The 13031-nt window shown below is 68.6% G+C and carries 13 protein-coding genes and 1 tRNA gene; 9 read left to right on the forward strand and 5 right to left on the reverse strand.

The features are described 5' to 3' along the window. The first annotated feature begins 7 nt into the window (after positions 1–7). Positions 8–730 (forward strand): DsbC family protein, encoded by a 723-nt coding sequence (locus FHT32_RS04760; RefSeq protein ID WP_176663452.1) that lies wholly within the window; start codon positions 8–10, stop codon positions 728–730. Beyond that, the gene (locus tag FHT32_RS04765) at positions 730–2553 is read left to right on the forward strand and encodes a M61 family metallopeptidase (protein ID WP_176663453.1); all 1824 of its coding nucleotides are present in this window, start codon (positions 730–732) and stop codon (positions 2551–2553) included. The genes FHT32_RS04760 and FHT32_RS04765 overlap by 1 nt, the downstream gene beginning before the upstream one ends. Positions 2554–2572: 19 nt before the next feature. On the opposite strand, the gene FHT32_RS04770 is transcribed toward FHT32_RS04765, so the two are convergent. Continuing rightward, positions 2573–3169 (reverse strand): DUF2325 domain-containing protein, encoded by a 597-nt coding sequence (locus FHT32_RS04770; RefSeq protein ID WP_256098864.1) that lies wholly within the window; start codon positions 3167–3169, stop codon positions 2573–2575. Positions 3170–3304: 135 nt separating this feature from the next. On the opposite strand from FHT32_RS04770, the gene FHT32_RS04775 reads away from it, so the two are divergent. Then, positions 3305–4084: an enoyl-CoA hydratase gene (locus tag FHT32_RS04775; RefSeq protein ID WP_176663455.1), complete on the forward strand. Its 780-nt coding sequence runs from the start codon at positions 3305–3307 to the stop codon at positions 4082–4084. Positions 4085–4099: 15 nt separating this feature from the next. On the opposite strand, the gene FHT32_RS04780 is transcribed toward FHT32_RS04775, so the two are convergent. Then, positions 4100–5458, reverse strand: a complete 1359-nt coding sequence (locus FHT32_RS04780; protein WP_176663456.1) for a hypothetical protein — start codon at positions 5456–5458, stop codon at positions 4100–4102. Continuing rightward, entirely contained in the window at positions 5455–6123 is a 669-nt protein-coding gene (locus FHT32_RS04785) for a sigma-70 family RNA polymerase sigma factor (RefSeq protein WP_176663457.1), read from the reverse strand. Before FHT32_RS04785 ends, FHT32_RS04780 begins: the two co-directional genes overlap by 4 nt. A 136-nt stretch (positions 6124–6259) precedes the next feature. On the opposite strand from FHT32_RS04785, the gene FHT32_RS04790 reads away from it, so the two are divergent. The 6 genes from FHT32_RS04790 to FHT32_RS04815 all read left to right on the forward strand — a co-directional run bounded on the left by FHT32_RS04790 (position 6260) and on the right by FHT32_RS04815 (position 10449). After that, positions 6260–7786: a VWA domain-containing protein gene (locus FHT32_RS04790; protein ID WP_176663458.1), complete on the forward strand. Its 1527-nt coding sequence runs from the start codon at positions 6260–6262 to the stop codon at positions 7784–7786. A gap of 54 nt (positions 7787–7840) precedes the next feature. Beyond that, a tRNA-Met gene (locus tag FHT32_RS04795) sits at positions 7841–7917 on the forward strand. Between the two features lie 127 nt (positions 7918–8044). Continuing rightward, positions 8045–8404, forward strand: coding sequence for a DUF2946 family protein (locus FHT32_RS04800; protein ID WP_176663618.1), 360 nt, complete (start codon positions 8045–8047; stop codon positions 8402–8404). Between the two features lie 130 nt (positions 8405–8534). Next, positions 8535–9152, forward strand: a complete 618-nt coding sequence (locus FHT32_RS04805; RefSeq protein WP_176663459.1) for an SCO family protein — start codon at positions 8535–8537, stop codon at positions 9150–9152. 39 nt (positions 9153–9191) lie between these two features. Then, the gene (locus tag FHT32_RS04810; RefSeq protein WP_371132135.1) at positions 9192–9671 is read left to right on the forward strand and encodes a copper chaperone PCu(A)C; all 480 of its coding nucleotides are present in this window, start codon (positions 9192–9194) and stop codon (positions 9669–9671) included. Positions 9672–9945: 274 nt separating this feature from the next. Next, the gene (locus tag FHT32_RS04815; RefSeq protein ID WP_371132128.1) at positions 9946–10449 is read left to right on the forward strand and encodes a hypothetical protein; all 504 of its coding nucleotides are present in this window, start codon (positions 9946–9948) and stop codon (positions 10447–10449) included. A 62-nt stretch (positions 10450–10511) separates the two neighbouring features. Here the strand turns inward: FHT32_RS04815 and FHT32_RS04820 are convergent, their stop codons facing one another. Both FHT32_RS04820 and FHT32_RS04825 read right to left on the reverse strand, forming a co-directional pair. Continuing rightward, complete coding sequence (locus FHT32_RS04820; RefSeq protein ID WP_176663461.1) at positions 10512–10823, reverse strand: hypothetical protein; 312 nt, start codon at positions 10821–10823, stop codon at positions 10512–10514. A 461-nt stretch (positions 10824–11284) separates the two neighbouring features. After that, a complete protein-coding gene (locus FHT32_RS04825) occupies positions 11285–12925 on the reverse strand; it encodes a 3-(methylthio)propionyl-CoA ligase (protein WP_176663462.1) in 1641 nt (546 codons plus the stop codon). Between the last annotated feature and the right edge of the window lie 106 nt (positions 12926–13031).

A 13031-nucleotide genomic window follows, 5' to 3' on the forward strand; every position in this document is an offset into this window, starting at 1 on the left:
ACACCCGATGACATTCGTACGCAACCTTCTCCTCGCCGCCTGCACGCTCGGCGCGGTCGTGGCCGCCACCGCAGGCGAGGCCGAGATCCGCAAGAACCTGCCGGCGCGCATTCCGCAGTTCCCGGCCATCGACGAGGTGTCGAAGTCGCCGATCCCGGGCGTGTACGAAGTGCGCGTGAACGGCTCGCAGATCTTCTACACCGACGAGCAGGGCAACTACCTCTTCCAGGGCAACCTGATCGACGTGAAGGCGCGCAAGAACCTGACCGAGGAGCGCGTCGAGAAGCTCAGCGCCGTCGCCTTCGACCAGCTGCCGCTGAAGGACTCGATCAAGATCGTGCGCGGCAACGGCAAGCGCAAGCTCGCGGTGTTCGAGGACCCGAACTGCGGCTACTGCAAGCGCTTCGAGAAGGACATGAAGACGGTCGACAACGTCACCGTGTACCTGTTCCTTTACCCGGTGCTGGGCCCCGATTCGAACGTCAAGTCGCGCGACATCTGGTGCAGCAAGGACAAGGGCAAGGCCTGGGGCGACTGGATGGAATCGAGCACCCGCCCGGCCACCGCGCCCGCGAGCTGCGACGTGACCGCGCTGCAGCGCAACGTCGACTTCGGCCGCAAGTACAACATCACCGGCACGCCCACGCTGATCTTCAGCGACGGCACGCGCACGCCGGGTGCCATTCCCGCGGAGCAGGTCGAGAAGCAACTCGCCGCGTCGTCCAGCTGATGGCGACGAAAGCTCAGGCGCAGCACGCGGCGGGCGTGCGCTATCGCGTCGAATGCGCGGACCCGCACGCGCACCTGTTCGCGGTCACCCTCACCATCGACGCGCCGGCCGCGCAGCAGCGCGTGTCGTTGCCGGTGTGGATTCCGGGCAGCTACCTGATTCGCGAGTTCGCCAAGAACCTGCAGGGCCTGCGCGCCACGCAGGGCCGCCGTAAGCCGGCGTTGACGCAGCTCGACAAGTGCAGCTGGCTGGTCGAATGCACGCCCGGCCAGCCGCTGGTGCTGAACTACCAGGTCTGCGCCTACGACAACTCGGTGCGCACCGCCTGGCTCGACGCCGAGCGCGGCTTCTTCAACGGCACCAGCGTGTGCCTGCGCGTCGAAGGGCAGACTGAATCGCCGCATGCGCTGGAGATCGTCGCTCCTGCCGTGGCCGACGACGCTGCGCGCTGGTCGTGCGCCACCGCGCTCGTGCCGCTGAAGGCCGACAAGCACGGCTTCGGCAGCTACAAGGCATCGGGCTACGACGAGCTGGCCGACAGCCCCGTCGAGATGGGCGCCTTCTGGAGCGCCGACTTCGAGGCCTGCGGCGTGCCGCACCGCTTCGTGGTGGCGGGTGCTGCGGCATCGTTCGACGGCGACAGGCTCATCGCCGACACCAAGGCCATCTGCGAGGCCGAGGTGCGCTTCTGGCACGGCGACAAGGTCGGCAAGCGCGGCGGTGCGAAGCCGCCGATCGACCGCTACGTGTTCATGCTCAACGTGGTCGACGACGGTTACGGCGGGCTCGAGCACCGCCACTCCACCGCGCTGATCTGCAACCGCCGCGACCTGCCGCAGCGCGGCGACAAGAAGAAGCAGGCGGAGGGCTACACCACGCTGCTGGGGCTCATCAGCCACGAGTACTTCCACACCTGGAACGTCAAGCGCATGCGGCCGGCCGAGTTCGCGCGCTACGACTACAGCCAGGAGAACTACACGCAACTGCTGTGGTTCTTCGAAGGCTTCACCAGCTACTACGACGACCTGCTGCTGCGCCGCGCGGGCCGCATCGACGACGCGGCCTACCTGCGCCTGCTGAACAAGACCATCAACCAGGTCATGCAGACGCCGGGCCGGCTGGTGCAGCCGGTGGCCGACGCGAGCTTCGACGCCTGGGTCAAGTACTACCGCCAGGACGAGCAGACGCCCAACAGCACGGTGAGCTACTACACCAAGGGCGCGCTGGTGGCGCTGTGCCTGGACCTCACGCTGCGCCACGAAGGCAAGGGCTCACTCGACGACGTGATGCGCCTGCTGTGGACGAAGAGCAATGGCGGGCCGATCTCCGAGGACGACATCGCCGCCGCACTCGAGGCCGTGGGCGGCCGATCGTACGCGCTGGAGCTGGCGCGCTGGGTGCATTCCACGGAGGAACTGCCGCTCTCGCAGCTGCTGCGCGTGCACGGCATCGCCACGCTCGAAGACCCGTCGCAGCCGGCTCAGGCGCTGGGCCTGCGCGTGGCCGAGGCCAACGGCGGCGTGCAGGTGAAGGTGGTGCTGCGCGGCGGCGCCGCCGAGAAGGCCGGCTTCTGCGCGAACGACGAGTGGATCGGCGTCGAGCTGCCCGCAGCCGGCAGGAAGGGCCAGCAGCGGCCGGCGCAGGCCTGGCGCATCGCCAAGCTCGACGATCTGGCGCTCTACCTGGGCGATGCGGCGAAGTGCACCGCCATCGTGGCGCGCGACCGCAAGCTGATCAGGCTGCCGCTGGTGCTGCCGACCGGCGCGACGACCTGGCGCCTGTTCTCGCACGACGCGAGCAAGGTGACGAACTGGCTGGCCTGACAGGCCGCCAGATCGCTCATCAGGCGCTTTCCGCCGCGGCCGGGTTCCTCACGAACATCATCGGCTGCGGCTCGCCCACCAGCACGCAGGGCTTGCCGGTGCGCCGGCAGTGGTCCTGCACGCGCCAGTAGGCGCCGTGGCTCACGCAGCCGGTCTGGCAAATCACGAGGTCGGCCGCGCGCAGGCTGGCTTCGAGCGCGGGATCGTCCGCCGCACCATCGCCGCCGTCGTGATGCAGGTAGCGGCCGCCGGCGATCTCGACCAGCTGGCGCGCGAGCGAAGGCGTCTGCGCCTCTTCCTCGTGGCCGATGCACAGCACGGCCTTCTCCCGCAGATCGGCCGGTGCCTGAGACTGCGGCGGCACCGCGAGATGGCGCTTGCTGCCCGGCGACAGCAGCGCACTGAGCCGCTTGGGCAGCGCACCGCCTGCCGAGGCGCGCGCCGCGAGCTCCTCTCGCACGATGGCAATGGCCGAATCCCTCGCCACCAGTGCGCCGCGCAGCCGCACGATCTGCGCCTCCAGCCGCTCGACGAGCGCGGCCTGTTCGACCAGCAGGCGCGAGCAGCGCTCCTGCACGCGGGCATAGGCCCGCAGCAACACGGCATGTTCTTGCATCGGGAACTCCATGGCGGGCATTCTAGATGAGAGCAATTCTCAATTTAAGCAGATCGCCGCGGATCACCCCGCCGGCCATGCTGGGTATAGTGAAGCGCGTTTTTCTTCCCCTTTCCCGTTCCCCCCGGAGACACCATGAGCTACGAAAACATCGAAGTGCGGACCGAAGCTGGCAAGGTCGGCATCATCACCCTCAACCGCCCCAAGGCACTGAACGCGCTGAACGACGCGCTCATGACCGAGCTGGGCCAGGCGCTCAAGGCCTTCGACGCCGACGACGCCATCGGCTGCATCATCCTCACGGGCAGCGAGCGCGCCTTCGCCGCCGGCGCCGACATCGCGGCGATGGCCAAGTACAGCTTCATCGACACCTACAAGGGCGACTACATCACGCGCAACTGGGAAACCATCCGCTCGATCCGCAAGCCGGTGATCGGCGCGGTGGCCGGCTTCGCGCTGGGCGGCGGCTGCGAGCTGGCGATGATGTGCGACTTCATCATCGCGGCCGACAACGCCAAGTTCGGCCAGCCCGAGATCAAGATCGGCGTGATCCCCGGCGCCGGCGGCACGCAGCGCCTGCCGCGCGCGGTGGGCAAGAGCAAGGCCATGGACATGGTGCTCACCGCCCGCATGATGGACGCCGCCGAAGCCGAGCGCGCCGGCCTCGTCAGCCGCGTGGTGCCCTTCGAGAAGCTCGCCGACGAAGCCCTGGGCGCGGCGCTGGTGATCTGCGGCTTCTCGCAGGTCTCGGTGATGGCGGCCAAGGAATCGGTCAACCGCGCCTTCGAGAGCGGCCTGAGCGACGGCGTGATGTTCGAGCGCCGCCTGTTCCACGCGCTGTTCGCCACGCAGGACCAGAAGGAAGGCATGGACGCCTTCCTGACCAAGCGCCAGCCGGACTTCAAGAACGCCTGACGGCGGAACCGCCCGTCAGCGCTGCAGCAGCGAACGCAGCGCGCCGAGCGCCTGGGCCGGCGGCGTGCCGACCAGCGCGGCGCCGCCGGGCTGCGGCGTCCAGCGCACCTGGTCGCCCGCGATCTCCAGCACCGCGACCACCGACTTGCCCCGATAGAGTTCGAGCCGCGCCTCCACCGGCGCGGCCAGCAGTTCGTCGGGCGCCGTGGCCGATCGTGCGACGGTGCCGACCAGCGCCGCCAGGCCTTCGATGTCGCCGCGCTCGCGGCGCGCGCTCTCGCCGTTGCGCGTGAAGCCCAGGGAAGTCCATCGATCCAGCGCCGAGAAAGGCGCCGCGGTCCGCGGCGCGATGGCCTTGGCCGCTGACGGGGCCGGTGCGGATGGGCGCATCGCGCCGGAGGCACTCGCGACGGCGTTGTCCTGCTGGGCGAGCGCAGGCGCGGAATCCTGGAGCGGTTCGCGATACGCCGGCGCGGCGCCAGGTGCGGGCGCAGGAACGACGGCAGCCGGCGGCACTGCCGGGGCGGCCGCCGCAGGCGCACCCGCCGCGTAGGCACGGCGCCGCTGTTCGCCTTCCACCTGTGCTTCCCGACGCTCATCGCGCGCGATGGGCGCGGGCAACGGTGCCGGTGCAGCCTGCTCGGCCACGGCCGGAGGCGGCGGAGCGGGTGCGATCGACGCAGATGGCGCGGGCGGCGCGACGGGAGCCGGAGCAACAGGTGCCGCCTGCAACAGCGGAGGCGCCGGCTCGGCTTTCCGCACGGCATCCGCGCTAGCCGTGTTGGCGGCCTCCTTGGGTGCCCGTTTGGCGGACGAGTCTGCCGACTCGCGCGCAATCCTGGCACGCTGTCCCGATTCGGGCGCTGCTGCTGCGGGCGCTCTTGCGGGTGCCGGCGCTGCTGCTGCGGGTGCTGGCTGCGTCTCTGCCTGCGCGGCGGCAGCCTCTGCGGGAGGCTCGGCTGGCTTCGGTGCAGCAGGTGCAGGCGGCGCGACAGGCGCTTGTGCCGGAGCCGGTGCAGTCGCTTCCCCCACGCGCGCCTCGCCATCGAGCCGCGCATCCGGCACGGGTTCCTTGTGCCAGAGCACCGTCACGAAAGCCGCCACCAGCACGGTGGCGAAGGCGGCGTTCCACGGCATGCGCGCATGCGGTTCGCCGCCGCCGAAGAGGCGGCGCCACCAGGGCGCGGCACTTGCGTTGTTCGCCGCCGCTCCTGCATCGACGGGGGCGGCAGCGAGGTTGTGCGCCATCTTCAGGATCGCCTCGCGCGTGCGCGGATGCGGCGTGGCCTCGCTGTCTGGCGCGTGGTCGAGCGCGCGGCGCAGCGACGGGTCGCGCAGGTCGTCGAATCCGGTGTTGTCGTTGCCGCCGCTCATGCCCGCTTCTCCAGCACCGACAGGTAGCGCTCCATGCAGCCGCGCAGTTTCTGCAGGCCGTAGCGCAGCCTGCTGCGCACGGTCTCGAAGCCGATCTCCAGGCTCGCGGCCAGCGCCTCGACGGTGAGGCCGTCTTCATGGTGCAGCAGGAACGCGGCGCGCTGCTCGGCCGGGAGTTCGTCGAGGCACGCGAGCAGGCGGCGGCCCGCGGCGCGCCAGAACGCGAGTTCCTCGGCCGAGGGATGCGACGCCGCATCGGCTGCCGCGCCGGGCACGCCGTGTTCGAGCGTGGGCACGGGGCTGTCGTCGTCGTCCGCGTGCGCTTCGAGCGCCACTTCGCGCCCGCTCACGCGCAGCCGGTCCATCGCCAGGTTGTGCGCGATGGTGAAGGCCCAGGTGCGCCATGCCGCGCCCTGCGGCGAGAAGCTCTCGCGCGCCGAGATGATGCGCACCCAGGTGTCCTGGAACACCTCGTCGGCCTGTGCCACGAGCCGCGCGCCCAGCAGCCGCTTGACGAAGCGGAACAGCCCGCCCTCGTGGCGCGCGTAAAGCACGTCGAACGCGGCGGCGTCGCCCTGGGCGTAGGCCAGCATCAACTGATCGTCGGGCATGGCCTCGCGCTCGGGGGCGTTCTTGGCTGAAGGGGCGCGGGGAAGCGCGGACATCGGAGGATTTTCACCCGAGCTTGTACGGGCCAAGAGGCGCATCGGGGTTCGGGGCGGCAAATAAATTCACGGCCGACCAACCCCGTTCGCGAAGGCCGGCCGTATCAGCCAGCACCCCATCACCCGGAGTGCCTTCATGACCCAGCCTTTCGCTCCCCGCCTTCGCCGCCCGCTCGCCGTGCTGCTGTGCGCCCAACTGCTTCTGGGCGCCAGCAGCGCCACGGAAATGCCCGCCCTCGGAAGCTCCGTGCGCTGGCCGACGCCCGCGCCAGACAGCCGCGCGCTGCCGACGCGGGCCGCGCCGAACTTCGAGGCGCCCTCCGCCACGCACTGCGCACGGCCTGTGCGGACCTACGAGACGCCGGGCATGCCGCGCGTTTCCGGCAACCTGGAAGAACGCAGGTACGCCGAAGCGTCGAAGGAATACAGGGCCAGCCCTTCGGTGAAGCCCTCGCCCACCGCGCCGAAGCCGATGCCGGCGCCTGCGGCCAGATCGGCGCCGGCCGGGGCGGCTCTTGCCGACGCCATCGCCGAAGCGCCGCCGGCCTCGATCGCGCCCGTCGCACCAGCGATTCGCGCGCCCGCCGAACTTCAAGCACCCGTGCAGGCCCAGCGCCCCGCCAACGAATCCGTCACCGCCGGCATGGTCGACGACAACGCCGACTTCGGCGAATACCTGGCCTTCCACGGCCGCACGCAGGTGCCGCATCGCGAGCGCGACGTGAGCGCGCGCTACCTGCTGCAGGTGCGCGACGCGCGTGGTGCCGTCGTGCCCGATGCCGAAGTGGCGGTGCAGGCCGCCAACGGCGCCGCGATGTGGGCCCGCACCGACGCAGGCGGGCGCGCATGGCTGCACCCCAACGCCTTCGACAAGGCGCAGAGCGCGGTCTATGAAGTCACCGTGCGCAAGAACGGCCGACTGGGCACCGCCTTCCTGCAGCGCGGCCAGAAGAACGCGGTCGACGTGGTGCTAGGCGGCAAGCCCGGCGCCGTGCCCGCGCGTGCGAAGCTCGACCTCGTCTTCCTGATCGACGCCACCGGCTCCATGGACGACGAGATCGCCAAGCTCAAGGCCACGCTGCGCACCATCGCCGACCAGGTTGCCCGCCTGCCGAGCCGCCCCGACACCTGCTTCGGGCTGGTGGCGTATCGCGACCGCGGCGACGAATTCCTGGTGCGCCGCCACGACTTCACCAACGACCTGAACGCCTTCCAGGGCGTGCTCGACGCGCTGCGCGCAGCGGGGGGCGGCGACTATCCCGAGGCGATGAACGAGGCCTTCAACGAGACCGTCCACAAGCTCAGCTGGCGCGGCAACGACACCACCCGTCTCGTGGTGCTGCTGGCCGACGCGCCGCCGCACCTCGACTACGGCGGCCCGCAGTACGACGACGACATGGTCGCCGCGCTGGGCAAGGGCATCAAGGTGTTCAGCGTGGGCGCGTCGGGGCTCGACAAGCAGGGCGAATACATCCAGCGCCAGATCGCGCAGTACACCGGCGGGCGCTTCGTGTTCCTCACCTACAAGGACGCAGCCAACCCGGCGAGCGGCTCTGGAACGCAGACCGTGCACGACGTCGGCAACTACTCGGTGCAGACGCTGGACAAGCTGATCGTTCGGCTGGTTTCGGAAGAATTGGGCAGGTTGCCGTCGGGTGGTTGAGCGGCCGCGAAAGACTGGGCTATAATCGCGGGCTCGGTGAGCAACTCACCGAACGGCTCTTTAGCTCAGTCGGTTAGAGCGATGGAATCATAATCCACAGGTCCGCGGTTCGAGTCCGTGAAGAGCCACCAAAACAACCGAAAAAGCCTTGCAGGTCAACGACTTGCAAGGCTTTTTTCTTTGCGGCGCGGCACTGGCCGATAATCTCCGGCGATGCCTGCGCCGCCTTTCCGAGCCCCGCCCAGCCGCCCCGCCGGCATGGCGTTGCCGCGGCCGGGTGTCGGCCTGATCCGCTGGGCGCTGCTGTGGTTCGCGCTCTCGCTCGGCGTTGCCATCGCCTCCCCGCTCGTGCATCCGCAGACGGTGGAGCTGGTCTGCTCCAGCGCCGGGTCGGTCAAGGCCATCGTCCATGGCGACGACGGCGTGCAGGAGATGGGCGCGGGCCACATGGACTGCCCGCTGTGCGTGCTCAGCGGCGCGCCGCCCGCGACCACGCCCACTATCGAGCTGCCGGCGTTCGCGCCGCTGGCCCGCGTGGTGCGGCCGGTTCCGTCGGCGCACGTTGCGGCGGTCGCCACCGCGCCGCTGCCGGCGCGCGGGCCTCCCTCGCTCTTCTAAGGCTTCTTCCCCAGTTTTCGCGCGCGTGATGCAGGGGCCTCCCGACGAGGCCCGTCGTTCATTTCCGCTGCGCGCGTTCCTGCAACGAATCCATCGGCGCCTCCTGCAGGCGCCGGAGCGAGTCCATCCAATGACCAGAAACGAATCCCACCCTCCGATGCAGCGGCGGCGCCTGCTGCTTTCCGCGGGCGGCCTCGCAGCCGTCGCGAGCCTTGCGGGCTGCGACAGGCTGCTGCCCGCCCGCTTCAACGGCGTCGACATCACCGGCGCCAACTATGCGCAGGACTTCCGCCTGACCGATGCCGACGGCCGCGAGCGCACGCTGGCCGACTTCAAGGGCAAGGCCGTGATGATGTTCTTCGGCTTCACGCAGTGCCCCGACGTCTGCCCCACCGCCCTCGTGCGCGCGGCAGAGATCAAAAAGCTGCTCGGCGCCGACGGCGAGCGCCTGCAGGTGATCTTCGTCACCGTCGATCCCGAGCGCGATTCGCCCGTCGTGCTCAAGGCCTACACGCAGGCCTTCGACCCGAGCTTCATCGGCCTGTACGGCGACATGCAGCGCACCAGCCAGACCGCGAAGGACTTCAAGGTGTTCTACCGGAAGGTGCCCACCGGCTCCTCGTACACCATGGACCATTCGGCCTTCAGCTATGTGTTCGACCCCAAGGGCAAGATCCGCATCGTGCTGCGCCATGAGCAGAGCGCGCAGGAATGCGCCGACGACCTGCACAGGATCCTGCAGGCCTGACTTCCATCATTCAAATCCAAGGAGATACCGACCATGACCATGAAGAACCGCATTGCACACATCCTCGCCATCACCAGCGCCGCGCTGCTCACCGCGCACGCCGCGAACGCGCAGGTCACCGTGAGTGACGCCTGGGTGCGCGCCACCGTGCCGCAGCAGAAGGCCACCGGCGCGTTCATGCAGATCAGCGCCGCGAAAGACGCGAAGCTGGTCTCCGCCAGCTCGCCCGTCACGCCCGTCGTGGAGGTGCACGAGATGGCCATGCAGGACAACGTGATGCGCATGCGCCAGATCCCCGCGCTCGAGCTGCCCGCCGGCAAGACCGTCGAGCTCAAGCCCGGCGGCTATCACGTGATGCTGCTCGACCTCAAGCAGCAGGTGAAGGAAGGCGACACCGTGCCGCTCACGCTGGTGTTCGAGGGCAAGGACGGCAAGCGCGAATCGGTCGAGGTGAAGGCGCCGGTGCGGGCGCTGAACGCCTCCGCGCAGCCTGCGGGGCACGGCGGCCACAAGCACTGATCGGCCCGAACCGGACACCCCGGACACCCCGGCGCTCCGGAGACTGGCCGGAGGAACTACCCTGTTTCGGTGATGGCGCCCGCCCCTGGGACGCACAAGAATATTGACAAATATTCACAATTCACCCCCTCCCCGGCCGGCCCCTTCGTGGAACGGATCGCGCCGGGGCTCATGAGTCGTCCAGGAAGCCGGAAGGCGTTCGCGCCGCTCCTGCCTGGGCTCGACGGCTCTGGGCGGCGTCGATGGCGAGGGAGGTGCACACAGGGGTTTTTCGGTGCCGCTCAGTTACCTCCTCCATCTGGAGCATGCTCGCCTGCCGATGCACGTGACCGACGCGCAGGACGTGCGTCGGGTCTCCGTCCTGAAGGCGACCGGCCTCATCGAGGCCGCGATCGATCCGGCCTACGACACGGGGCACGGCAGCTACAGGCTGGCGCAGGCCGCGCTGGTGGTCTGCATCACCGACGACGGTCATGCCGAGATCGAGAGGCTGCGCGGCCGTGAAGGCACCGGCGCATCGCCGAAGAAGGCGTCGAAGTCGAAGCTCGAGCCGCTCGACTACCTGCGCGCCATAGAACGTTCGGCCTTCCCCCTTCGCGTGCAGGACCGCCAGCAGATCGGCTGCGTCGAGGCGCTGAAGCAGGCCGGCTTCGTCGATGCGGTCATCAGCCCCGCGCTGGCCTGGAAGGATGCCGACGGCGGGCCGCAGGAGCTTGCGGTGATCAAGCGCATCACGCCGTTCGGGCGTGCGCAGCTCGCGCGCGGCGCAACCAGGTGATTTCGCGGCATCCTGAATTTCGGTGACCGGGCCCGAGGCCCGGTCGGTTGCGCGCTGCTTGCCTACATCCGCGCCGTTTGGAGCGCTTCGCACTGCCCTTCGATGCCGGCGTGCAGCATGCCCAGCGACGCGATCAGCAGGCGCTGGATCGACGAGCGATGAGCTTCGTCGAGCAAGGGCCGCGCTGCATCGCGGCGGCCTTCGTCCCATGCGAGCAGCTGCATCAGCGTGTGCGCGCCGTCGATCACGTCGCGCGCGTCGTTGAGGAACAAGGCACGCCGTCGCTGCTCATTGTCGAGCCCGTGAACGGGGTTCCATGCGAACGGCTTGAACTCCGCGCTTGTGGTTTGCGCGGTACTTGATGAATCGGCCATGTCGGCCCTCCCTGTCGGTTCGGCTTTGCTGCAACCGCCGCATCCGCTGTCAAACGAAGGCGGCGGCTCGAACAGGTTGACAGACCGGGAACCGCTAGGCGAAACCGGCAGGGCGCGAGCCCTCCCATCCGAGCCGCCAAAAGGAAGCCGGAATGGCAAAAGCCGCAAACCAATTGCGGAATGCGGCTTTCACCGCGGTTCTTTCAGGCTGTCAAACCTGGCCTCGCTGGTCGCGAAGCGGTCTGGAATGTAGCCGTCCGATCTACCCCCGTCAATCGACGGCGACAAGCGTGTGCCAGGCCCCGTTTGTATACATCTGCGCCCGCCTCCGCGCCTCGCGAGCCGCTGCCTATTCAACAGGCAACGTGGTGGGAAGCCACGCCAGTTCTCGCTTCGCCTCTCCACCTCCACCCACAACTCACAGAGTTGTCCACAGAAAAATCGAACAAGTCACCGAACTGTCAAACAGATGTCGTCGCAACGTAACCTTTGAACTGTTCGCGCAGCTTCGTCTTCAGCAGTTTTCCGGTGGCTGTATGCGGCAGGCTGTCGACGAAGACCACGTCTTCCGGTAGCCACCATTTCGCGACGCGCTCCGCGAGGAATGTGAGCAGTTCCTCGCGCGTGGCTTCCATGCCCGCCCGCTTGACCACGATGAGCAGCGGACGCTCCTGCCACTTCGGATGCGCGATGCCGATCACCGCCGCCTCGGCCACCGCCGGGTGCAAACTCGCCGCGTTCTCGAGATCGATGGACGAGATCCACTCGCCGCCCGACTTGATGACGTCCTTCGCGCGATCGACGAGCTGCACGTAGCCGTCCTCGTCGATGTTGGCGACGTCGCCCGTCGGAAAGAATCCTTCGGCATCGAGCACCGATCCGCCCTCGCCCTTGAAGTAACCGCTCGCAATCCACGGACCGCGCACGTGCAGGTGGCCGAAGGCCTTGCCGTCGTGCGGCAGGCGCTGGCCGTCTTCGCCGACGATCTTCAGCTCCACGCCCCACACGCCGCGGCCCTGGCGCATCTTCACGCGCATCTGCTCTTCCTTGGGCATCGACAGGTGCTTGGGCAGCAGGTTGCCGATCACGCCGATGGGGCTGGTCTCGGTCATGCCCCAGCCCTGCACGAAGTCGGCACCGAAGTCGCGCTCGAAGCGCTCGATCATGCTGCGCGGCGTGGCCGCGCCGCCCACGCCGATGCGCTTCAGGCCGATGGCGCGCGTGTCGATCTCGGGGTGCGCGTCGAAGTACTGGAACAGCATCAGCCAGATGGTCGGCACAGCCTGCGAGAAGCCGACCTTCTCGTCGCGCATCAGCTCGTAGAGGCTCTGGCCGTCCATGTGCGGGCCGGGCATGACCAGCTTCATGCCGGTCATCGCCGCCGCGTACGGCATGCCCCATGCGTTGGCGTGGAACATCGGCACCGCGAGCAGCAGCGTCATCTGCGAGTTGACGCCGAAGGTGTCGGGCGCGCACTCCATCAGCGAATGCAGCACGGTGGAGCGATGCGAATACAGCACGCCCTTCGGGTTGCCCGTGGTGCCCGAGGTGTAGCAGAGCGACGACGCGGTGCGCTCGTCGAACTCGGGCCAGTCGTAGCTCTCGCTCTGCGAACCGACGAGCTCGTCGAAGCACAGCAGGTTGGGCACGTCGATGGACGGCATGTGCGCGCGATCGGTCATCGCGATGAAGGCGCGCACCGACTTCAGCGCGGGCGCGAGCTTCTCCACCAGCGGCGCGAAGGTGGTGTCGAAGAACAGCACCTTGTCTTCCGCGTGGTTGACGATGTAGTCGATCTGCTCCGGAAAGAGCCGCGGGTTCACCGTGTGCAGCACCGCGCCCGAACCCGACACGCCGAAGTACAGCGCGAGGTGCCGCCAGGTGTTCCAGGCGAGCGTGCCCACACGGTCGCCGGGCTCGATGCCCAGCGTCTTCAGCGCATTGGCCACCTGCTTGGCGCTGCGCTGTATCTGCGCGTAGTCGGTGCGGTGCACCGGCCCCTCGACCGTGCGGCCCACGATCTCCGCGTGCGGATGGAAGGTGGCCGCATAGTCGATGAGCGACGAGATCAGCAGCGGGCGGTCTTGCATCAATCCGAACATGTCTTGTCTCCTGTACGCTGGGCGGATGCTAGGCAGGGGCCATGCCGCGCGGCATCGTCGGAACGGACGATTGAGGCCATCCGAGGGTTGCCCCTAGCATCGATCC

Source organism: Variovorax sp. SG517, from assembly GCF_013376045.1.
In the GTDB taxonomy this organism is placed as follows: Bacteria; Pseudomonadota; Gammaproteobacteria; order Burkholderiales; family Burkholderiaceae_C; genus Variovorax.